Source organism: Subdoligranulum variabile (genome assembly GCF_025152575.1).
Taxonomy (GTDB): domain Bacteria; phylum Bacillota; class Clostridia; order Oscillospirales; family Ruminococcaceae; genus Gemmiger; species Gemmiger variabilis.
This window is the reverse complement of sequence record NZ_CP102293.1, coordinates 2,440,255-2,463,109: the sequence shown is the minus strand read 5'-3', so window position 1 is coordinate 2,463,109 and position 22,855 is coordinate 2,440,255. Positions and strand designations below refer to the sequence as shown.

General features: G+C 48.1%; 24 protein-coding genes and 1 pseudogene. 1 reads left to right on the top strand and 24 read right to left on the bottom strand.

What is annotated here, in order from left to right:
* Positions 1-71 precede the first annotated feature (71 nt).
* Positions 72-296, bottom strand: a complete 225-nt coding sequence (locus tag NQ490_RS11495) for a DUF6870 family protein (protein ID WP_242654968.1) — start codon at positions 294-296, stop codon at positions 72-74.
* 425 nt (positions 297-721) lie between these two features.
* A complete protein-coding gene (locus NQ490_RS11490; RefSeq protein ID WP_007045940.1) occupies positions 722-925 on the bottom strand; it encodes a hypothetical protein in 204 nt (67 codons plus the stop codon).
* Positions 926-998: 73 nt separating this feature from the next.
* Here NQ490_RS11490 and NQ490_RS11485 point away from each other — a divergent pair, with 73 nt between their 5' ends.
* A complete protein-coding gene (locus tag NQ490_RS11485) occupies positions 999-1,373 on the top strand; it encodes a helix-turn-helix domain-containing protein (RefSeq protein WP_007045939.1) in 375 nt (124 codons plus the stop codon).
* Between the two features lie 60 nt (positions 1,374-1,433).
* Here the strand turns inward: NQ490_RS11485 and NQ490_RS11480 are convergent, their stop codons facing one another.
* The 22 genes and pseudogenes from NQ490_RS11480 to NQ490_RS11375 form a co-directional block, all read right to left on the bottom strand.
* A complete protein-coding gene (locus NQ490_RS11480; RefSeq protein ID WP_007045938.1) occupies positions 1,434-1,859 on the bottom strand; it encodes an RNA polymerase sigma factor in 426 nt (141 codons plus the stop codon).
* 468 nt (positions 1,860-2,327) lie between these two features.
* Entirely contained in the window at positions 2,328-2,699 is a 372-nt protein-coding gene (locus NQ490_RS11475) for a metal-dependent transcriptional regulator (RefSeq protein WP_007045937.1), read from the bottom strand.
* Between the two features lie 11 nt (positions 2,700-2,710).
* Entirely contained in the window at positions 2,711-4,459 is a 1,749-nt protein-coding gene (locus NQ490_RS11470) for an ABC transporter ATP-binding protein (protein WP_040917452.1), read from the bottom strand.
* Complete coding sequence (locus NQ490_RS11465) at positions 4,452-6,233, bottom strand: ABC transporter ATP-binding protein (RefSeq protein WP_007045935.1); 1,782 nt, start codon at positions 6,231-6,233, stop codon at positions 4,452-4,454. The genes NQ490_RS11470 and NQ490_RS11465 overlap by 8 nt, the downstream gene beginning before the upstream one ends.
* A gap of 126 nt (positions 6,234-6,359) precedes the next feature.
* A complete protein-coding gene (locus NQ490_RS11460; protein WP_007045934.1) occupies positions 6,360-7,319 on the bottom strand; it encodes a helix-turn-helix domain-containing protein in 960 nt (319 codons plus the stop codon).
* 35 nt (positions 7,320-7,354) lie between these two features.
* Entirely contained in the window at positions 7,355-8,788 is a 1,434-nt protein-coding gene (locus NQ490_RS11455; RefSeq protein WP_007045933.1) for an ABC transporter ATP-binding protein, read from the bottom strand.
* Positions 8,789-8,792: 4 nt separating this feature from the next.
* A complete protein-coding gene (locus tag NQ490_RS11450) occupies positions 8,793-9,476 on the bottom strand; it encodes an energy-coupling factor transporter transmembrane component T (protein WP_007045932.1) in 684 nt (227 codons plus the stop codon).
* Positions 9,476-10,081, bottom strand: coding sequence for an MptD family putative ECF transporter S component (locus tag NQ490_RS11445; RefSeq protein ID WP_007045931.1), 606 nt, complete (start codon positions 10,079-10,081; stop codon positions 9,476-9,478). The genes NQ490_RS11450 and NQ490_RS11445 overlap by 1 nt, the downstream gene beginning before the upstream one ends.
* A gap of 253 nt (positions 10,082-10,334) precedes the next feature.
* Positions 10,335-10,496 (bottom strand): annotated as a pseudogene (locus tag NQ490_RS11440) (TnpV protein); the annotation flags it as partial.
* Between the two features lie 68 nt (positions 10,497-10,564).
* Positions 10,565-10,990 (bottom strand): RNA polymerase sigma factor, encoded by a 426-nt coding sequence (locus NQ490_RS11435; RefSeq protein WP_007045938.1) that lies wholly within the window; start codon positions 10,988-10,990, stop codon positions 10,565-10,567.
* A gap of 470 nt (positions 10,991-11,460) precedes the next feature.
* Entirely contained in the window at positions 11,461-13,788 is a 2,328-nt protein-coding gene (locus tag NQ490_RS11430) for an ABC transporter permease (RefSeq protein ID WP_007045927.1), read from the bottom strand.
* Complete coding sequence (locus tag NQ490_RS11425; RefSeq protein ID WP_007045926.1) at positions 13,785-14,468, bottom strand: ABC transporter ATP-binding protein; 684 nt, start codon at positions 14,466-14,468, stop codon at positions 13,785-13,787. Before NQ490_RS11425 ends, NQ490_RS11430 begins: the two co-directional genes overlap by 4 nt.
* Before the next feature lie 431 nt (positions 14,469-14,899).
* Positions 14,900-15,601 carry a biosynthetic peptidoglycan transglycosylase gene (locus NQ490_RS11420; RefSeq protein ID WP_040917449.1) on the bottom strand — a complete coding sequence of 234 codons (702 nt, stop codon included), beginning with the start codon at positions 15,599-15,601 and terminating at the stop codon, positions 14,900-14,902.
* A 41-nt stretch (positions 15,602-15,642) separates the two neighbouring features.
* Positions 15,643-17,460: an ABC transporter permease gene (locus NQ490_RS11415; RefSeq protein ID WP_007045923.1), complete on the bottom strand. Its 1,818-nt coding sequence runs from the start codon at positions 17,458-17,460 to the stop codon at positions 15,643-15,645.
* Positions 17,457-18,140, bottom strand: coding sequence for an ABC transporter ATP-binding protein (locus NQ490_RS11410; RefSeq protein ID WP_007045922.1), 684 nt, complete (start codon positions 18,138-18,140; stop codon positions 17,457-17,459). Before NQ490_RS11410 ends, NQ490_RS11415 begins: the two co-directional genes overlap by 4 nt.
* A 73-nt stretch (positions 18,141-18,213) precedes the next feature.
* Positions 18,214-19,251, bottom strand: coding sequence for a sensor histidine kinase (locus tag NQ490_RS11405; protein ID WP_007045921.1), 1,038 nt, complete (start codon positions 19,249-19,251; stop codon positions 18,214-18,216).
* A gap of 8 nt (positions 19,252-19,259) precedes the next feature.
* Complete coding sequence (locus tag NQ490_RS11400; RefSeq protein ID WP_007045920.1) at positions 19,260-19,952, bottom strand: response regulator transcription factor; 693 nt, start codon at positions 19,950-19,952, stop codon at positions 19,260-19,262.
* Positions 19,949-20,143 carry a helix-turn-helix domain-containing protein gene (locus tag NQ490_RS11395; RefSeq protein WP_084759075.1) on the bottom strand — a complete coding sequence of 65 codons (195 nt, stop codon included), beginning with the start codon at positions 20,141-20,143 and terminating at the stop codon, positions 19,949-19,951. Before NQ490_RS11395 ends, NQ490_RS11400 begins: the two co-directional genes overlap by 4 nt.
* A gap of 260 nt (positions 20,144-20,403) precedes the next feature.
* A complete protein-coding gene (locus NQ490_RS11390; protein WP_007045919.1) occupies positions 20,404-20,829 on the bottom strand; it encodes an RNA polymerase sigma factor in 426 nt (141 codons plus the stop codon).
* Between the two features lie 448 nt (positions 20,830-21,277).
* Positions 21,278-21,769: a hypothetical protein gene (locus NQ490_RS11385; protein ID WP_040917446.1), complete on the bottom strand. Its 492-nt coding sequence runs from the start codon at positions 21,767-21,769 to the stop codon at positions 21,278-21,280.
* Between the two features lie 10 nt (positions 21,770-21,779).
* Positions 21,780-22,076 (bottom strand): hypothetical protein, encoded by a 297-nt coding sequence (locus NQ490_RS11380; RefSeq protein WP_007045917.1) that lies wholly within the window; start codon positions 22,074-22,076, stop codon positions 21,780-21,782.
* A 4-nt stretch (positions 22,077-22,080) separates the two neighbouring features.
* On the bottom strand, positions 22,081-22,845 hold the full coding sequence (locus NQ490_RS11375; protein WP_007045916.1) for an ABC transporter permease: 765 nt from the start codon (positions 22,843-22,845) through the stop codon (positions 22,081-22,083).
* Between the last annotated feature and the right edge of the window lie 10 nt (positions 22,846-22,855).

Here is a 22,855-nt window from a genome sequence, read left to right as displayed (position 1 = left end):
TGAGGTTTTCAGTTTTCATCCTTTTCCAAGTCCATCGTAACATGGGCTCTGGAAAAAATCGAGGATGTCGATCATCTCAAAATCCCTTGCAGGCATTCCTCCAATGTGACCCCGTTGTTGGCAAAAGCAGCGTTTACCACAAAATCGCCGCAGCGGAAACGATATGGATTTTTGATTTGGTGAAGAAAGGCTGCAATCCGTTCCTCTTTGGGTAGTGCCTTATCTACCGCAACTTCACGGATGTCAACCAATTCATCGGTTGTAGCTGGTGAACAAGTTTGCATCAACTGGCTCATAGGGATACTCCTTTCTTTGTGGTCGTGTTCAAAGTTACATGAATACGCTGGCAGCCGAAACTGCCAGCGCATGGTATCTAACTTTGAAAGGCAACCCCCATCGGCGCTCATGCACCGATGGGGAATCGCCGCGAAAACAATTTGGTTATCACGCCACATTTGCCACGCATCCCTGACGCTGGGGACAGAACAGGTCTCCGCTGGCGCGGCTGTCATAACTCCGCAACGTCGTTCATAGCGTGCGCCGCAGGGTTCCCCCCAAGTCTTTGGCGGGCCGTGAGGAAGTATCTTTAAGCCCCCGCGTCCTCATCGCGCCGGATGTGCCACCATCCGGGGTACAGGGCCGTTGATCGCTCCGAAACAGCTTGTCCATCACCTCCTGGCTGTTCCATCTTCGCGGCGTCCTGCACTCGCTCATACGCGGGTTATGTACCTGTTCTGCCGTGTATTCGGTTGTCAAAGATCAGCGAAGGAAAAATCCCCTTCTTGATAACCATGACAAAAACAGGCGATTTGTCCTGCCTGTTACGCAAATTTTTTGAAAAAATTTTTAGCCTTGCCGCCTGGCCGGGGCTGTACACAGAGCAAGCATCTGGTAAACAAAATAAAATAGGTACTATCGTGCCCAAACGAGCCTCCTATAAGGTTCTTCCAGACAGAGAATGGGAACGATAAAATATTATTAAGGAGACGATAGTACCTATGGAGATGTTAAAAGAACTGGGACGGCGAATTCAAAAAGCCCGTAAGGTGAAAAAACTTACACAACAGGAACTCGCTGATTTGAGCCATGTTTCGCTGAAGCACGTTCAAAGTTGTGAAAGAGGGGAAAAGAACCCTTCTTTTGAGGTTCTGCGTGCTTTTGGTAAAGTTTTGAATTTGTCCTTGGACTCCCTGATGAATCTTGATCTGCCCGAAGATGAACAATCCGCCAACGATATGCGGCAGCTCTACCTTTCGTGCCCTCCGGCGGCCAGAAAGGCGCTGTTAAACTCGGCCCGTGCGCTGGCTGATGAACTAAAAGAGATGACGCAGGCAGACGAATGTGACCAAGATAAAAAAGCAGAGGAGAAATAAGCCGGTGGAGGAATAAAAATCCCCCACCGGCTCTTTTTTTGCCGCTGTGCGGCGGTCAGGTTATCGGGCTGTGTCCAGCAGGCGCGCCAGCTTCTTCAGCCCGCGACGGATGCTCGCCCACACGCGGCGGCGGTCGGTGCCCTCGATCTGGGCGATCTCGGCCACCGTCATGCCCAGGTAGAACCGGGCGTAGATACGCCGGGCCTGGATGGCGGGCAGCTTCATCAGCGCAGCATACACTTCTTCCCGCAGTTGCTTCTGCTCCAGAATTTCCTCCGGGGTGAGCGGCCGGTTGAGGGCATCGTTTTCAATGCCATCCTCCCGGTTCAGAGAGTAATGGGCCTTGTGCCGGAACTTCCGACGCTCATAGGCCGCATCGCCCTGCTCCTGTCCCTGGATCGCGGCCAGCACTTCCTCGGCCACATCCACAAAGACATCGGTTTTATACACATCGGGATACAGCTCCCGAAGATTGATCTTCTGCATTATGTACCTCCGTTTCAATTCACTGGTTGACGGGTGAACCGAAACGAAGGCGGCGGGCGACACCGTTCGGGGAAATTCCCGAAAAAACGACAAGGAAAAGCGCCAGCTTCCGATGTACGGTGGCTGGCGCTTTTTATATGCGTCTTATAGGTCTTATGAACCATCCACGATAGTGCCTGTTCATAAGCAGATGGGGGCCGGTTGGCGGCCTGGCTTTTTTTGGCAGGTAAATCCCTGCCGAATTATGTCGAAGCTGTTCTCGCTTCACGGCGGCTCCCTCCTAAAGCCGCCGTTACATTCAGCACAGGGTCGTCATCCTCATAAGGGCATAGAGAACGGCGGCCTTGAAATGTATTTCAAAACCGCCGTCTGGATAAAGTTATGTAATGGGCGCACGAAACTACCTACCCCAGCAACGGTTTTTTTCTTTCCCCGTTTACCGGGGCAGGATAGTCTCGATTATTTAATTTAGTCCTGTTCTTGTTCGGCTGCCTCTTTCAGCCGTGAAAAGCTCTCATCACTGATGATGTGTTCAATCCGGCAGGCGTCGGCCTCCGCAGTTTTGGGGTCAACACCTGCGGCAATAAGCTGCTCGGTAAAGAAACAATGTCTCTCATAGATTTTTTCGGCAACCTCGCGGCCCACATCGGTCAGATGGAGAAAGTGATCTTCGTCCATCGTGAGAAAGCCGCCGTCCCGCAAGGTAGCCACTGCATGGCACACGCTGGGCTTTGACACCTCCATGTGCCGGGCCACATCTACGGAGCGTACCATACCGAGTTTCTTTTGGAGAACAAGGATGGTTTCCAGGTAGTCCTCCCCGGACGCATGAAGTTTCATTAAGACCTCCCTTACTCTATCCGCCAGCCTTCGGCTTGTTCACGGATTTGGATGAACTTTTTATAAGTCCCTTCCTGTTGCAGCAGTTCCCTATGTGTACCTCTCTGGGCCACCGTCCCGCCATCAATCACAAGGATTTGGTCGGCGTTTTCAATCGTAGCCAGGCGATGGGCAATCGTAATAATGGTCTTGCCATGTGTCAGGGCAGAAATAGCTTCCTGGATCAAATGCTCATTCTCAGGGTCAATGCTTGCTGTTGCCTCATCCAAGATAACAATGGGAGCATCCTTGAGCATTGCCCTGGCGATAGAAATTCTTTGCTTTTCACCGCCGGAAAGAGAAGAACCCCCTTCACCAATCACCGTGTCATATCCGTCTGGCAAAGCCATTATGAAGTCATGACAGCGGGCGGCTTTTGCGGCGGCGACAATCTGCTCATCCGTAGCGTCCGGGCTGCCGAATTTAATGTTATTCTTGATGGTATCCCGGAACAAATAGACATTCTGAAAAACCATACTGATATTTTTGAGCAGACTATCGCAGGTAAATCTGCGAATATCCGTTCCACCAATGGTAATCATTCCGCTGTTAACATCGTAAAAACGGGCAATCAGGTTACACAGCGTAGATTTTCCACTGCCAGATGGCCCCACGATGGCCGTTGTACTATTCTGCGGAATTTTGAAGTTCAGGTCATGCAGAACAATCCGGCTGTCATATCCGAAAGAAACATCCCTAAACTCAATATCATAGGTTGCCGGTTTTATGTCGGTGCCATCCTGGTCGATATAGTTTACATTCTCCAATGCTTCCAGCTTATTCATAGCAGAGTCCACAACTCCAAGCATATGGGCTGCGTCATTGATATTCTCCACGCTGCCAAACATCACAAAAGAGAACAGAACAAACATCAGGAAGAATGCTATACTCATTTGTCCCTGCAACGCCTGCCATGCACAAATAAAGACAATTCCCATCGAAGCCAGTTTTAAGGCAAACAAATGCAGACAGTTAAAGGGGGTAAAGCCTTTTTCCACCTTGATATGAATATCTTTCAGGTCTTTACTGGCATTACGAAAGTTCTCAATAGAGGCTCCTTCCTGTCCAAAAGACTTCACAATGGAAAGTCCCCGGATGTATTCAATCGCTGCGCCGGACATATCTTCCATTGCTTTATGGGTTGTTGCAGCGGTTTTTTCACTGTGTCTGCTGATCCCTTGCAAAGCCAGCGCCGAAAGAGCAACGCCGACAATGGAAATAACCGCAGCAACGGGGCTGAAGAAGATCAGACATAAAACGATGGCAATAAACTTTGCGTATCCATTGATGATGACATCCACCATTTTCATGCCCTGTAATTCCAAAGTAGACAATTCCGTGGTAACACCTGCCAGAATGTCACCGACACTGTTCTGCGAAAAGTATCCAAGGGGAACCCGTTTCAGTACATCGCCCAAATGAATGCGCTGTCCGGCGGCCACTTCATATCCAATGCTTTCCTGCAATACTGCCCGGAGATAAGAAAGCAGGAAGTTCAGTGCAATCGAGCCAATAATGATCCCCAGCATTTGCCAGATTAAAACAGTATCAATCGCAGTATTCGTCCAGTATGCCTGGATCGCTTTATCCAGTGCGAATGCGGCTACCATTGTAGGAATGGCAGTAGACAAACTGCTGAAAAAGGAACACACAGAGCCAAGATAGAGGCGGCCTTTATATTTACCAGCCCATCGGATAATGCGTTTCATTGACTTAAACATTGACACCCACCTCCTTTTTCTCGCCCACAGACCAGTTCTTTGCGCCAATATGCGCCTGCCACATATCTGTATAAAGCGGGCAGCGTTCCAAAAGTTCCTCCTGCTTTCCGCAGTCAACAATCTGCCCTTTCTTCAGAACGACAATCTGATCTGCGTTTTGAATGGTAGACAGACGATGTGCGATCACCAGCAGGGTCTTTCCTTTGGAAAGGGCCATGATGGATTTCTGGATTTTATCTTCGTTCTGCGGGTCAGTGAAGGCAGTTGCCTCGTCCAAAATCACAATAGGCGCATTTTTCAGGATTGCTCTCGCAATGGCAATTCGTTGCTTTTCTCCGCCGGAGAGCCGCTTGCCAGCGTCACCGGCCGGGGTATCATATCCTTTTTCCAGCCGGACAATGAAATCATCACAGCAGGCCGCTTTTGCGGCGGCATATACTTCCTCATCCGTAGCATTTGGATTACCCAGGCGGATGTTCTCTTTGAGAGAGCAGTTGAACAGGAAATTGTCCTGTGTCACGAAACTGACCAATTCGGAAAGCTGCCGGATGGAAAGTTCCTTGATATTCGTACCGCCTATGGAGATACTGCCGCCGGTCACATCCCAAAATCGAGCAATCAGTCGGGCAACGGTGGACTTGCCCCCGCCGGATGGCCCAACCAGGGCTGTAAAACTTCCCTGCGGCATTTTCAGGCTGATGTCATGCAGCACTTCGTTTTGCCCGGTGCCATCATAGGAGAAAGACACATTCTGTAAAACAATATCTGTGTGCCTGATCGGAACAATCTTTCCAGAGTCCGGCAATACAGGCAGGTTCAGAAGTTCATTTGCGGCTTCTACTGCATACTCCATTGACTTTGCCTCGTTGATAAAAGTAGTAGCTTTCATCAGCGGGCCGACAATACTCAGCGAAAGAATAATTCCCATCGCCAATTCAGCAGGCGTGATACTTCCACTCTGCGCCAGCAGCAAACCGATGGGAAGTACCCCCAACAGGGTGGTGGGCATAATCGCCATCATCAGGTTCATTGTTTTCCAGGTACTCTTGAACCATGCCAGAGTAAAATCCTTAAAGGACTTTACCGCTCCTACAAACTTTTCATAGGAACTGGTGCTTTGATTGAACGCCTTAACAACCTCAATGCCTTCCACATACTCAATAATGACATTGTTTACATGATTGTTTGCCTCCATATAAGCTGCGTACTGGCTGTTATAGTTCCGCATGAGAAAGAACATGGGGATCATGGCCAGAACCGGGGCAATCAGGACTGCAAGGCCCAAACGCCAGTCAATCGCCAGCATCCAGATAAAAATGGCAATCGGAAGGAGCAGGTTCGATGTCAGCTCCGGGATCATGTGGGCCAGAGGCGGCTCCAAATCCTCCACCTTGTCCATGATAATATTCTTCAAATACCCAATCCTTCGTCCCATTACTTCGCCAAGAGGCGCCCTCATCAGACGGTTTGCAATTTTCAGGCGGATGCCTTCCAGTATCGTGTAAGCGGAGATATGTGCCAAAATTGTGGAAATGCCAAAGCAGATGACGCGGATCAGGTATCCGCCCACGCCCACCAAACACCAGAGCATAATGTTGTTCAAAGTAGCGGTCCGGTTAATGAACAGGAGCAGGATTTCATACACCGCCCAAAACGGAACAAAGCCTCCGACAACACTTAAAATGGCACACAAAACCGAGAGGGTCATTTTCCCCTTGCAGGGACCTGCAAAAGAGAAAAGTGTTTTGACCCAATGCTCTTTTTGCTGCTTCATATCAATTCACCTCTCTCGATCAATTTAGCCAGCAAAGAAAAAAGGATGGTTAATCTTCGCTAACCATCCTCAATGCTATCACAATTCAATTTTTCTTTCCGCTCCACACGGCCTTTTTTATTCCAATCAGATAATTGATTTTCGATATTCCAGCGGCGTTTTCCCCATTGTCTGATGAAATGCGGACGCAAATTTGCTGGGACTGTCATATCCCACAAGTCCCGCAATCTCAGCCACTTTCAACGACTTATCTGATTTCAGTAAAGAGGCAGCATAGTTCATGCGATAGTTTCTCATGTATGTAAAAATCGGGCTGCCATATACCGATTTGAAACAGTTTTTCATAGGGGTCAGGGCAATATCAAACCGCGCGGAGAGTTCTTCCAAAGTATAGTTTTTTGTCAAATCCTGCGTCAGAAGTGCCTGGATCGCTTTGATTTTTTCAATCTGGCCTTTATAAAAATAGGGGCGTTCTTCTGTATGGCCTGAAAGTTCCAGCGCGTCCAGATACAGCAGCAGCTCCAACACCTTAATCTTGAAATAGTCCTTTTTGATTTTGACCGGCACATTGTAGAGTTCGGAAAAAATATGCTCAATGGCCGGTTCTCCTGGAATGACATAGGGTGTACGGTCACTGCAATACTTTTTCTGCAATTCATAAAGATCCACAGAAAAGCCTTTCATAGAGGCCGGGATTTCTTTTGCCGCAATCTCCATCTGAAAGCCAATGGAAATGCCGTGGTAGTGAGAAAGTGGAAATTCCACCTTGCCGGAATGATGGATGCGGCGATCCACCCGAAGATCGCCAGCCTCCAAATAGCTAAAGGCATTCTGGCCGACTTCCTGTTCAATGCGCCCTTCCCGGCAGTGGTCAATACAGAGCAGATCCATATCTGTCTGGAAGCCCGAAATGCACTCCTTCATGTGGAAATCATTATACATGAGAAATACACCGGGAAAGACATGATAGAGCGTCATCATGCCTTCACCGGAGTTATCACTTAAACGCATGACCTTACAATCATCGGACTCGACCAGGTTTTGAACATTCGGGCCGTAGTACATTTCCTGGAATAATTCCGGCATAGACGCTGCCTCCTTTCCTCTGTTTGGCGTGCTTTTCACGCCCTCCAGTTACACCCACAGGGTGTTTCTTTGGAGCATCCCTCCATATTAAATATTTTATCACAAGTCCGGCCCAAAAACTCAAAATCATGGGAAACAATGATGATAACTTTATTTTCATCATTCAACTTGCGGATCATGTCGCTTACTTCCAGCATACGATGATAGTCCAGCCCACTGGTAGGCTCGTCAAAGACAAGCACATCCTTGTCGGAGAGAATAGCGGTTGCCACCGCAAGGCGCTGTTTCTGTCCTCCTGACAGGGCCATCGGATGACGGTCTTTGAAATCCAGCAAATCAAAAGACCTGAGAATTTCTTCAATCCGCTCCGGCGGACAATCCGGCTGCGCCAGTTCACATTCGTTCCATACGCTGTCTGAAAAAAGCTGATGGTTCACATCCTGCATCACGCAGAAGCTGGCCTTATTACGCTGTTTTGCTTTCAGTGTTTGTCCGTCCAGCCGGACCGTTCCATTCACTTCTTTCAAAAGCCCGCACAGGCAGCGTGTCATCGTCGTTTTTCCTGCGCCGTTATGACCGACAATCCCCAACACTTCACCCCGTTTTGCAGAAAAGCCGAGGCCGCTGAATACCGGCTGCTTATCAAAGGCACAGGAAAGATTTTCTACGGATAAGCCTTCCTGCGCTCCTGGCGGATCGGCGGGAGGCAGCTCCAGCACAGGATGGACAAGACTTCTAAGCCCCATACTGATACGCTGCTCATCTGAAAGATTACGAAACTCATCCCCGGAAAATATCTGAACGATTTTCCCCTTTTGAATGAAGATTGCGCGGTCAATCAGGTCCATCAGGAAATACAGGCGGTGTTCGGCAATAACAACCGTCCGTCCTTCTTTTTTGATCTGGATAATCTGCTGGCGTAAGGTGTCAATCGCGTCAGCATCCAGATTTGCCGTCGGCTCGTCCAGTACAAAAATAGATGGGTTCATGGCATATACAGAGGCAAACGCAAGACTTTGTTTTTCTCCGCCAGACATGGAAAAAATGTTCCTTCCCAAAAGCGATTGAATTTTCAGGGCGGAAACAGTGGCCTCATATCGCTCTTTGATTTTCTTTGGTTCGACACCCGCATTTTCCAGACCGAAAGTGATTTCGCTGTCCGAGTCAATATTGAAAAACTGAGATTTCGGATTTTGGAACACAGATCCAACCTGCTCTGCCAGACGGTACATTTCTGTTTTCGGCACTTCCATACCGTTTACAATCGCCCGGCCAGATAAAGTGCCGCCCTCGACAAAATGAGGAATTAAGCCGTTAATCAGTTTTGTCACTGTTGTTTTGCCACAGCCCGACTCCCCTGTAAGGACAACGCATTCTCCCTGTTGGATATTCAAATCAATATGGGAAAGCGTTCCCTGCTCTTTCTCATATTCAAACGATACATCCTGAATTTGGATCACATGGAACACCTCCTTATCCCACTGTAATTGAAATCACACAGAAAACCACACCTGCCGCCAAACATAAAAAGTCCTGCACGCCGAACTTCATTTCAATCATGCTGGTCTTTGGCGCAGGATTTTCAATGCCCCGCGTAACAGCGGCTGCGGACAATTCTTCCGCTGTCGTTGTTGCAGAGATCATGGTCGGCACCAATAAGCACTCAATTTTTTGTACCCCATGAATATTACGGAGCTTCATGGCATCCCGGATATAGCTGGTTTCTTCTTTCAAGGCCGGAAAATACCGGACGGTTACAGACAAAGGAATAATCAGTCCCTGCGGGATATGCCATTTCCGAAGGGCAACCATCAATTCCCGGACGGGCGTTTTCTGTAAAACCATCGTACCGACAATCAAACAAGGGAAAATCTTTCTTGCATACGATACGATGATCGTGAAGCTGCTGGCTAAAATTTTTGGCCCGTTTGGGAATACATAGTATTGCAGCGCCAGACAAATCCCAAATGCGATTGCCAGTTTGCCTGCGGATTTTTGGCACCCGCAGGCAACAATCAGCAGGAGCAGAAAAACAACCCATGTAATTTCGACCCATACGGAGTGCTGGGTAAAGGCCACAATATTTGCCAGCACCAGCAAAAGCAATTCCGTCCGTGGATCGAACCTTAATGTATGTTTTTTGCCCGCCCCATTCATCACACAATTCCTGCCTTTACAAAGTGCTTTTTGAACAAACCTCTGGCAATAAATGCACCGATGATACCACCGATGATTGGAGCAACAAACAGAACGATTAACATTGCATTGGACGACAGAGCTTCAACTGCCGCAACATAATCAGCGGGCATTCCCTGTTCTGTAATCTGCGCCAGGAAATCGGCCTTAAACAACCAGATGGGAAGGGGAGAACCAACCATTCCCAGCGAAAAAATCACATAGGCAATCGAATTTCCCTTGAAGCTGTTATACTTAGTCACAGCTCGGACAACTTCGGCCAAAATACAGGTAGAAGCCATCGAGATCAGAATTACCAGGGTAAATTGTCCAGTGACAAAATAGATAAGAGCAGTGATAAGCCCCATCAGGAAAACTGCACCCAGTTTTTGAACCTTTGCGACCATCAGCATAAAAGGAATGCCTGCAAACGCAGCAATGAAGCCGGGCATCAGCATCCAAAGAACAGGGTGAATCCCTCCCAGAAGCATGAAGGCAAAGTTGATGACAAAGTAGATTGCGGAAAAGATACCGATTGTAATGAGGTCTTTTCCTTTCAGTTTTTTGTCCGTACTCACTTCAGACATTGAACATTCCTCCTTTTAGTTAGGTTTTGCTAACCCATAGGCTTTTTGAAAGCGCCCTTCGGCGCTTACAGTAACCATCATAGCAGACCTGAAAAGTCTTTTCCGCTCCAATCGGCCTTTTTTGTTCCGATAAGACTTTTTTCTCTTTGCCGTTTACATGGTGTCATTCAAACAACTCTAAGAACATAAAAGCAAAAGCCGGGGAAATACACCTTACAGTATTTTGCTCCCGACTTCTGCTATATCACTAAATTTATATGTAGATTAGTTCTTGAAATAAAACTTCCTCCGCCTGTGCTTTCGGCGTGTTCATTAGCCCTACCCAGCGCATAGGGTCGCGGGCTTTCAATTCCTCGGTGACGCCTGCCGCCTCCATCATGCGGGGCAATATGGCGTCCATCCGTTCACGCGCGGCCTTAGTAAAAGCCGATGGAGACAAATTGCCCCCACCGGCTCTTTTTTTGCCGCTGTGCGGCGGTCAGGTTATCGGGCTGTGTCCAGCAGGCGCGCCAGCTTCTTCAGCCCGCGACGGATGCTCGCCCACACGCGGCGGCGGTCGGTGCCCTCGATCTGGGCGATCTCGGCCACCGTCATGCCCAGGTAGAACCGGGCGTAGATACGCCGGGCCTGGATGGCGGGCAGCTTCATCAGCGCAGCATACACTTCTTCCCGCAGTTGCTTCTGCTCCAGAATTTCCTCCGGGGTGAGCGGCCGGTTGAGGGCATCGTTTTCAATGCCATCCTCCCGGTTCAGAGAGTAATGGGCCTTGTGCCGGAACTTCCGACGCTCATAGGCCGCATCGCCCTGCTCCTGTCCCTGGATCGCGGCCAGCACTTCCTCGGCCACATCCACAAAGACATCGGTTTTATACACATCGGGATACAGCTCCCGAAGATTGATCTTCTGCATTATGTACCTCCATTTCGATTCACGGGTTGACGGGTGAAGCGAAATGAAGGCGGTGGGCGACACCGTTCGGGGAAATTCCCGAAAAAACGACAAGCAAAAGCGCCAGCATCCGAAGAACGGCGGCTGGCGCTGCTAAAAGAGGACTTATGACGCTTATGGACCAGCCACGATAGTGCCTGTTCATAAGCAGATGGAGGCCGATTAACGGTCAGACTTTTTTTGGCAGGTAAATCCCTGCCGAATTATGTCGAAGCTGTTCTCGCTTCACGGCGGCTCCCTCCTAAAGCCGCCGTAATCTTTAGCGTATGGTCGTCATTCCTTCGAAGGGTACAAAAGAGCGGCGGCCCTGAATTTCTTCAAAGCCGCCGGTACATGATAAAGGCATGGTAATTGCCTGCTGAACGACGGCTTTTTTTCTTTTGCCGTCGTCCGGCAGATGTTGATAAGAAATTTTCTAAAGTAGATTGCAATTATAATTCGTTGATTGTTTCAGTAATTGCCAAGTTGCGTATGCGTTTTGCCGGAGCGTAAACGGATATAACACATGAGAAAATGACCAGTAAAAGTATGATTGCAATCGAAGTAAAAGGAATCTTCCAAATACCACCAAAATGGGTAATAACAACCTTTACATAAATCAGATGGTGCAGCAGCAATCCAAGTACAACCCCGGCTACTGTGCCGCAAATAGAGTATGTAGCAGCTTCAGCAGCTATCATTTTTGTTACCTGTCTGCTTCCCATTCCAACCGCACGCATGACCCCATATTGCTTAATTCTTGCAGATACGCCCATTGAAACGCTGTTCATAATATTCAATATGGTAATAAGGGAAATAATCGCCAAAAAACTATACGCAGCAATTCGGAATACCCAATAAGAGCCACTTACTTCGCTGTTTTTCTCCCTGCTATCTGCAATTATATTTCCCTCTGCCAAATCGTAAATTTTATTTACTGCCATTTCGGACACATCTTTTTCCAATACAACGCCTACCATAGCGTAATCCTGTTCTCCTGTTAAGCGCGTATAAGTTTCTTCCGAACATACCACAACTGCTGAACCACTAACGCTTCCTACACCCTCGGACACAACGCACCCAATTTCAAGTTCTTCGTCTCCAATTTTAACCTTATCTCCGACATTCAAGGCGGTGTATTCACTATATACTGCCAACACATATTTGGAATTTCCATATATCTTTGACATATCTCCGCTGATAACGGATTTTTTGAAGCTGTCCATCATGGTATCCCCGTAGGAATATAGATCAACCGTTTCCGCATTTCCGTTAATTTCAGCAGGACATTCTATACTATACATCATGCCAAAAACAGACTCTATTCCTGGTATCTCCGAAATTTCTTCTGCCAAACTCGGGTCTATGGAATTCGAATCATCTTGACTTGCGATCGTAATGTCCGGAGTAAAATCACTCACCGACGGAAGCAGCTTATGAACAATATCAAGGCAGGCTGAGAATGTCAGAAAGAGCATAATCGTAAGTGCAAAGGAGCCTGTCATAAGGATTAAATTTTTCTTAGCTCCTGTTGCATGATGGATACCAAGAGAGGTTTCCACTTTGAGAAATTTGGTATTTGCTGCATGGACAATTTTTCCCGATACGCCTGTGTTACCAGATATTGCTGCCACAGGGGAAACCTTTGACGCCTGTTTAGCCGGTGATTGGGCTGCGATAAATACAGTGATAATACCGACGGCAGCTCCACAAAGGATACCGTTTATACTCACCGAAAACAGCGGCATATCTACCCATTCGCCTTTTACGATAAATTTTAATACCGCACACGATACCCAACAAGTTACTGTTCCCAATGCACAGCCAATAGGAATTGCGGTTTTACACCAATTCAACGCCTCAAGCCTAACAAAACGTACAATCTGCTGTTTGCTTGCACCAATACAGCGCATCATTCCAAAAAATTTTGTCCGTTGCGCCACATTGCTGTTCATACAGCTTGAAATCATAAAAATTCCTGCGATTAGAATGATAACAAAGCAAGCTACCGCTAAAGGATAAAGCGCATTTATACTTTCATTTGTACTTGCTCCCAACAGGCTCAAAACGGGTGTATTCTCACTGACATTTTCAGATGTGAGGGAATACTGCTCTTTTATATTGGCAATCGTTTTTTTCAAACCGTTCTCATTCTTAAAGCGAACATAAAATCGAGACATGGATTCCAACCCATTTAGGCTTCGCACTTCATCAAACGTGGCTCTGCACATATACACACAGGTCCCGTCAATAATATCGTTAAAATCCTCGTCATCTTCATAAAACCCTGATATAGTATAATTAAAATCTCCCGCAGGTGTATTCAAGATAATGTTGTCGCCTATCTGGACGTTAAAGAGTTCCTTTGCGTCTGCACTAAGAGCAACTTCTTTTTCGTTTTGTGGATATGAGCCTTCCAACGGATATTTCATAATATCCGTAACATAAGTTTCCTCAATACCATACAGCACAGCATTTTTCCCATTGATATAATAACCCTGGTCTGCATTAACATTTATATCATCATACCAAGAAGAATACGCTACATCAGAGCTATCTATAATCTGTTTTGCTTCATCTTCGGACATATTTTGAAGAATAATGTGCCAATCGCCATGATTACTCCTCATTGCCATTGTTTGTCCATTTGTCCACATCTCTAACAAAGAAAAAATCGAGGTGACAAGAAAGACAGCAAGAATGATACAAATGCGTGTCATGCGGCTTTGCCGCCTATGCACCTTTGCAGAAATCGGGATCAAGCTCAGATAACTTTTCATTCCTTGCACCTCCCCAAATCCGTCACCACACCGTCCGACACCCGCAAAATGCGATCGGCGGTCTGGGCGATACTCTGACTGTGGGTAATCATAACGATGGTCTGCTCATATAGCCTGGAGGCTTCTTTCAGCAGAGCGATCACCTCACTGGTATTTTGGGTGTCCAGGTTGCCGGTCGGCTCGTCGGCCAGAATCAGGGCCGGACGGGTAATCAGAGCGCGGCCTATCGCCACACGTTGCTGTTGGCCGCCGGAAAGCTGGCTGGGCAGATGATTGCGCCGCTCTTTCAGGCCCAGCACCGTCAGCAGTTCTTCCAGATACTTTTTGTTTGGCTTCTGGTAGTCCAGCAGCACCGGGAAGATGATGTTCTGTTCTACCGTCAGCTCTGGGATCAGGTTGAAACTCTGGAAGATGAAGCCGATGTTTCGTCGGCGGAACACCGTCAGGTTACGCTCTTTCATCGAAAAAATATCTTTTCCGTCAATGAACACCTTCCCCGAAGTGGGAGTGTCCAGCGCGCCGATCATATTCAGCAGCGTACTTTTGCCGGAACCAGACTCACCGACAACCGCAACAAACTCACCTTTGGGGACGGAGAAGGTGGCGTCTTTCAAAGCATGAACCGTAGCCTCGCCGGTCCCGTATGTTTTTGAGATATTCTTAACTTCTAACAAATCCATATCGTGTAACACCTCTTTCTGTTTTGATGTAGAAAGAGTAACACGTCAATCCTACTGCATTATGACAAGAACCCTACAATTTTGTAGGAATTGCAGAAATCAAAACCACCCGTTGAACGGGTGGTTTGAACAGGCCCTATAAGGGCCTATCTCCTGTGGTAGCCCTCTAAAGAGGGCATTGAACTATTTTTCAATCACACCTTTTGCACTGCAAGCCCCTTATACGGGGCTATATCAAGCAATCTGTACACTATTCAAAACCATATTCCTTCACTTTAGGTTCCGGCTAACGCCGGAACCTATTCCATTTACTGAAGTAATTTTATTGACCCCCAGTTGAACTGGGGGATTTTATCATGCCTATTCGGCGCCAATAAAAGCAACGGCCTTGATGGTTATCTCAAAGCCGTTGCTTTTATGTATGACGCTATTTATTTTGTAATTGTCTTTGCCTGATCTTCGGTAATATAGTCGTACTTTACCATCTGTTTGACCACATATTTCTGCCGCTGCTCCGCCAAAGCGGGATTTTCTGTCAAGGAGTACACGGAGGGCGCATTGGGAATCCCCGCCATGAGGGTACACTCATAATCCGTCATTTCAATGGGAGATTCACTCAAATAACCTTCGCAGGCGTCACCAATGCCGTAATAGCCATCTCCAAAATAAATGGAATTGACATACAACTCCAGAATTTCCTCTTTCGTGTAAGCGCGTTCCAGCCGGAACGCCATAAACATTTCTGCTACCTTGCGAATAAAGCTCTTTTCCTGCGTGAAATACATATTTTTTGCAAGCTGTTGCGTAATTGTGCTGCCGCCTTCCCGCAGGCTCCAAGTGGTTAGGTTATTCCATGCGGCCCGTCCTATGGCAATCAGATCAATTCCAAAATGCTGTTCAAAACGATGATCCTCAACGGCCACAACGGCATTCAGATACATTTCAGGAAGTCCTGATAATTCCGTATAGCCCGGATCTGACTGAATTTCCTCTACTTTGCTTTCAAGACTTTGCTGGGTCAGCGCCGCCTGATACATCTGGTAGCCACGGCCAATCAACACACATCCTGCCATAACCGCTGCGGCAATTACCAGAAGCAACAGCCGCACAATGGTTTTTCTCAATGTCCTCATGGCGCGCTTTTCCCTATGTTTGTATCGGCTCATAACTGCCGTTACAGTTCGTTGATGGTTTCCGTCACCGAGATGGTTCGTATCCGTTTTGCCGGAGAATAAGCGGCAAGCACCGCCGCGGCAATGACAAACAGGACGATGACGGCCAGCGACCCGACAGGCAGGCTCCAGGACGCATAAGGGAATTGGTTTGTGATAAGGAAATCGTACATCATTTTGCTGAAGGGCAAGCCAATCGCGCAGCCAATGAAGCAGCCCCAAAAAGCATAGGTGAAGGCTTCTGCCAGAATCATCTTGGAAAGCTGGCGGCCATCCATGCCCACCGCCCGCATGGAACCATACTGCTTGATGCGGGCCGATACACTCATAGAGATGCTGTTCATGATGTTCATCACAGTAACCAGCGTGATAATACCAAGGAAAGCATAGACGCAGGCAACAAAGGCAAAATAGGTGCCGGATGTACGCTCGTCCCGCTTATCGTTCATGGTATAACCGTTTTGCTCCACGATCTGACGAATTGCGGCCACTTCCTCATCCGTTACACCGGAAGTTGTCTGAATCATAATCAGTGAATAGTCGGTGATACCAGTCAACCGGGTGAATGTCTCGCCAGATGTAATCAGCGTGATCTTCCCGCCAGTAAGGCCATCTCCGCTGAACGGGTCATATTTCAACAGCCCGGCAATCGTGAGCTGCTCGTTCCCTACAAGGATGGTATCACCTACGGCCCAGGAACTGTTCTGATCCCAGGTTGCAAGGACATACCCGCTGTCGCCATAGACCTTTGATAAGTCACTGCCCCAACGAAGCGTACCGTCTTTTTGGAGAGCCTTCAGGTCAAAATCGTCAAAGGAAACCAAATCCACAGTGCTGGAAAGGGTCGTGTCTCCGTCCAGGCCAGCAGCCACGTCGAAGCTGCTTCTGCGTCCGTAAACCTGTTTGACACCTTCCATATTTGTAAGTGTCTGCACCAGATCGCTGTCAATAGAATTAGCCCCATCGCTGCTTGAAATGTCAATATCAGAGGTGGCAGCCGATTGCGGCATCAGGTGATCGACAAAATCAATCAGGACAGAAAAGCTCAAAAACAGAATAATACTCAGGGCAAAGGAGCTAATCATTAAAAACAGGTTCTTCTTTGCGGCCACAGCATGATGAACCCCCAGCGTTGTTTCAATCCTGAGAAAGCCTGTATGGACGGCGTGGTGACCCGTTTTTACCGTTTCAGAATTTCCAGTAACCGCCGCAACGGGAGAAACCTTTGCGGCGTGTTTGGCCGGAGTCCTCGCTGCCAACAGGACGCTAATCACACCAACCAAAATACCACTGACAATTCCAATGCCGCTGATACCAAACAGCGGAATGTTGGAGAATTCTTCCCCGACAAGAAATCGTAAGACAGCGCATAATACCCAGGAAGCCAAAATTCCCAAGACAAGGCCAATGGGAACGGCGGTTTTGCACCAGTTCAGGGCTTCCAGACGGACAAAGCGGATAATCTGCTGCTTACTCATGCCGATGCAGCGCATCATGCCAAAGAACTGAGTGCGCTGCGCCACACTGCTGTTCATGCTGCTGGAGATCATCAGTACCCCGGCAATCAGAACCAGCAGAAACATTACAACCGCCGTAACCATCAGCGTCTGTCCCATTACGGTGTCCACCAGACTGTCAACGAGCGAAAAATCACCATGTTTATCTGACAGCCTGGATTGTTCAATCCGAGCGCCCATTTCCGCCATGCTGAAAATAGCTGTGACCATAAACACGGCGAAAATGATGCAGAGCAGCGTCATGCGGTTTTGCCGCCGGTGAACCTTTGCAGAGATGGGGATCAGGCTCAAATAACTTCTCATTCCCGGCACCTCCCAAAATCCGTCACCACACCATCTGATACCTGCAAAATGCGGTCAGCGGTCTGGGCGATACTCTGACTATGGGTAATCATAACGATGGTCTGCTCATACAGCCTGGAGGCTTCTTTCAGCAGAGCGATGACCTCACTGGTATTTTGGGTGTCCAGGTTGCCGGTCGGCTCGTCGGCCAGAATCAGGGCCGGACGGGTAATCAGAGCGCGGCCTATCGCCACACGTTGCTGTTGGCCGCCGGAAAGCTGGCTGGGCAGATGATTGCGCCACTCTTTCAGGCCCAGCACCGTCAGCAGTTCTTCCAGATACTTTTTGTTTGGCTTCTGGTAGTCCAGCAGCACTGGGAAGATGATGTTCTGTTCTACCGTCAGTTCCGGAATCAGATTAAAACTCTGGAAGATGAAGCCGATATTCCGTCGGCGGAATACCGTCAGGTTGCGTTCCTTCATCGAGAAAATGTCTTTACTGTCGATGAACACTTTGCCGGAAGTGGGAGTGTCCAGTGCGCCGATCATATTCAGCAGCGTACTTTTGCCGGAACCAGACTCACCGACAACTGCAACAAACTCACCTTTGGGGACGGAGAAGGTGGCGTCTTTCAAAGCATGAACCGTAGCCTCGCCGGTCCCGTATGTTTTGGAGATATTCTTAACTTCTAACAAATCCATATCGTGGTTCACCTCTTTCTGTTTTGGTATAGAAAGAGTAGCACGTCAACCCTACTGCATTATGACTGGAATCCTACAATTTTGTAGGATTCAGAAAATTGATGGTAAAGGTCGTACCGACACCTAACGTACTATTCACCTCAATCGTTCCATTATGATCTTCTATAATCGCTTTCGCCAATGGCAATCCCAGGCCAATTCCCTGGGTATCTTTGGAAAAACGGCTGCGGTAAAACCGCTTAAAAATATGGGGCAGATCCTCCGGGTGGATACCGCTGCCATTATCGCTTACGATAATCTGCACCATAGAAGCGAAAGCACGCCATGCAATACGGATGGTAGCTCCTGCTTTTGTGTGGTCGAAAGCGTTTTTCACGATATTGCTGATTGCTTCGATCAGCCAGGTCTGGTCGCAAACAAGGGTGACTTCCTCATCCCCTGAAAGAATAAGAGTTTTTCCCTGCTGCTGTGCCTGGTAAGCGAAGTGCCTTTCAATATATCCCATCATATCCGCAACATTTTGGGGCTGCTTTTCCAGTGTAATGGTTCCCGCGTCCAATTTTGTGATTTTCAAAAGGTTTTGGACAAGGTTTTCAATCCGATCTAATTCCTGCTCGGAGAGAGAGGTGAACTCTTTCAGTTCCGGGCTGTCGTTTACCTCCTGCTGCATTAGACCATTATAAATATTGAGAGCGGCCAATGGCGTTTTCAACTGATGGGAAATGTCTGAAATGGTATCCTTCATAAAGGTTTTTGCGCGCCCTTCGTTCTCGGCATGAGCGTTCAAAATTGTTACCAGGGAATTGACCTCATGGAACAGCTTGTACAGATCACCCTCATCATCGCATTCGATACGGGCATTTCGGTTCCCAGCAATATATTCCCGAATTTGTGCTATGGCTTCATTCATGGTTTTGCTTTGATCCCGAAAATACCAATACAGGGCAGCAAAAATGATGAGCGTCATCAGCACGGCAGCGATTGCCACATAAAGGGCCGCGTTATTCAGTCCCAGGCAAATTGTGAGAACGGAAGCTGCGGTGAACACTGCCACCGATAGCAACACACACAGAAATAGCCGTTTAATTTTTCGATTGACCAGTATTTTCATGGCTCACCTCATCCCGTTGTGTTCCATTTATACCCCATACGTCGGACCGTCACAATCTTTTGAGGATCGGCAGGGTTATCTTCTACTTTTGTTCGGAGTCGCCGGATATACACAGTCAGAGTATTGTTATCAATGTATTTCTCATCACAATCCCAGAGCTTGCTCAGAATTTGCTCTGGAGAAAGAATGATGTTCGGGTTTTCCATAAACAGGCACAGTAATTTATATTCGCTGGCTGTTAAGTCAAGCGGTGTCCCGTTTTTAATAACCTTTTGCTTGAGAAGCTGAATCTGTATACCATTGGATTGCAGCTCTGTCTCAGCCTGTTCCTGATTAAAGTTTTCACTACGCCGCAGCAAGGCATTGATCCTGGAAAGGAACACAGCCAGTTTGAATGGTTTTGTCATATAGTCATCGCCGCCAATGTCAAGACCCATGATAATATCCGTTTCTTCGTCGGCAGCCGTCAAAAACATGATCGGCACTTTGGAGGATGCCCGGATTTTCCGGCACAGGTCAAAGCCTGATCCGTCCGGCAATGTCACATCCAAAATCACAAGATCATAGTTACCATTCGTCCACAACTGTTCAGCTTCAACGCTGGTACGCGCAATCGTCAGTTCATAGCCTTGCTTCTTGATTGCAAAGGATAGGCCGTTGATTAAACTCAAGTCATCCTCCACAAAGAAAATGTGCTTCATTTGTTTTCACCATCCTTACAGCGTGTGCTTTTGAATCTTCTGTCGGCGGGCTTTTGAGAATCTTTAGGTATCAACCAGACGGTTCCCATTTTTATTGCGCCAGGAATCCGTCCAGAAGAACAATAATAGTTTATCCAGCGTGGGGTTACTCCCCATATTGCACTTGCTTCCTTCAGTGTCATATAGTCCATAGATGCACCTCCAAACTTATTATAATTCGTTTTCTCGAATAGCACAAGATTGTTCCAGAGGCAAAAGACACTATGACTGAAGATTAGCAAACTGCGAATGAGATGTTGCAACTTTGTCTTTCGTGTCCTCCGGCAGCCAGAAAGATTCTATTGAATTCGACCCGTGCATTGGCTGATGAGCTAAATTGGAAAGTAAATAGCCGGTGGAGGAATAAATGAACCCCCACCGGCTCTCTTTTTGCCGCTATGCGGCGGTCAGGTTACCGGGCCGTGTCCAGCAGACGCGCCAGCTTCTTCAGCCCGCGCCGGATGCTGTCCCACACACGGCGGCGGTCGGTGCCCTCGATCTGGGCGATCTCGGCCACTGTCATGCCCAGGTAAAACCGGGCGTAGATACGCCGGGCCTGGATGGCGGGTAGCTTCATCAGCGCGGCATACACTTCTTCCCGCAGCTGCTTCTGCTCCAGGATTTCCTCCGGGGTGAGTGGCCGGTTGAGGGCATCGTTTTCAATGCCATCCTCCCGGTTCAGAGAGTAATGGGCCTTGTGCCGGAACTTCCGGCGCTCATAGGCGGCATCGTCCTGCTCCTGGCCCCGGATTGCGGCCAAGACTTCCTCGGCTACGTCCACAAAGACATCAGTTTTATATGTATCGGGATACAGGTCCCGAAGATTGATCTTCTGCATGATGTACCTCCGTTTCAATTCACTGGTTGACAGGTGAACCGAAACGAAGGCGGTGGGCGACACCGTTCGGGGAAATTCCCGAAAAAACGACAAGCAAAAGCGCCAGCATCCGAAGAACGGCGGCTGGCGCTTTTGAAAGGGGGTTGATAGTGCTTCCGAACCAGCCACGATAGTGCCTGTTCATAAGCAGATGGAGGCCGATTGACGGTCAGGCTTTTTTTGACAGGTAAATCCCTGCCGAATTATGTCGAAGCGGTCTTTGCTTCACGGCGGCTCCCTCCTAAAGCCGCCGTGTCAGCGTGTAGTCGTCACTCCTTTGTCGAGGGCATAAGGAACGGCGGCCTTGATTTTGTCAAAGCCGCCGTAGGTGTATTTAGGGCATGGCGATTGCCTGCTGAACGACGGCTTTTTTTCTTTTGCCGTCGCCCGGCAGAGACATTGTTTACCCTTATTCTATTGCGATCTGAATATAGCCTGAATAGTCGGTTCCGCTGATACCGATATAGTTAGCTCCTGCTTGAAGTTGAACGGTAACGCTCCCGTTGCCGGATTCAGCAAGCACTTTTTCCTCTAATTCAGGGGAAATATAGATGAGCTGGCAGTTCCCAGATTGAACATCAAAACTATACTGGATGGTGATTTCCCGGCACTCATTTTCTTTGAGGTCGGTATCTGCTACCAAAATATCCTGTCCATCGAAGCCCATTACAGAAGCGTCATAAGTAGCTTGAAAAGCATCGCTGTCCGAAGTACGGCTGCCCTCAAAGGACTGATAAGGTGTTATAAGTGCGTTGCTTTTCCCAATTACCACATCGTCACTGAGTTGCTCTGCCCCGTCCTTCAAATTATCACTTAATCTTTCGAGGCCGGAACAGGCAGTACAGGATAGTAAAGAAAGAGTAATCAGACAGCACCCAAAAATTTTTCCGATTTTACGCATAACCATTTCCTCACTGAACGAAAGAAAGGAACAAAGCGAGTGCGACAATTCCTACCATCAGCAACAACCAAAAAGCACTGACTGCTGTTGATACGATATTGATAACACTGCGGCTTTCCCTGTTCCGCACACAAACTACCGAAAGAATCAGGCCCAGCAGGACAAAGACGATATTGGCTCCGGCCCAAACAGTTCGGATGCCGTCCGACAGCGAGAGGTGCAGAAAGGACGGGACAAGGGCTGCCAGCGGCAGGATGCTCACAATGAGCGCAGCAATACTGATTGATTGAAGTTTTTTCTTTTCCATAGATTTACCTCATTTCTTTTTTCCCAAAGCGGGTGACAGCCAGCGCGAAAAGCAGACCGAACACGATGATCGCACATGGCAGGAACGGAAACAGCGAAAAAGCGGCATCGGAGGTTTCTGCTGTAAAGTCATGGAGAGAGCAGGAAACGAGATAGCCACTGTAACAGTACGGATAAACAATCCACAGCGGCGTATTCGCAACCAAGATACCGGGAATTACAAGCAGCAAATTCAACCCAACGGAAAGAAGCGGCTTTTCAAACAGAACCGTGATTGCCCACATAGCCGCAATACACGGCAGCATTGTCAGGAACAGCCCCAGGCACCATTTCAGCAGATACAGGATCGGCAAGGTTTCTGTTACTCCCATCGTCTGTGTCGCAATCAATCCCGCAATTACAAACACTGCAAGAAACACCACCATTTCCATGAACAGGTAAAATGCCAGCACACAGAACTTGGCAATCGAAAGCGCGTATCGGCTGACCGGCAACGCCAGCATTTTTAAGATGCCATTGTTACCGGTTTCCCGGCCTGCAATCATTACACAGACAACAATCATACTGAACGGCAACAGGTAATACGCATAAACCAGTGCGCTCTGAATGAACATGGCAGGCCATGCGTTTGTATATTCCGGGGTAAAATAGCGGCTCAGGCTTGCAACCCCGGAGGCAACCACCAACAGTGGTGCGATAAAGATCAGCGGCACGATCTTTGAACGTTTTACCTTCATAAACTCAATTTTGAGCAGTTCCAAAAAGCTCATATCTTCAATC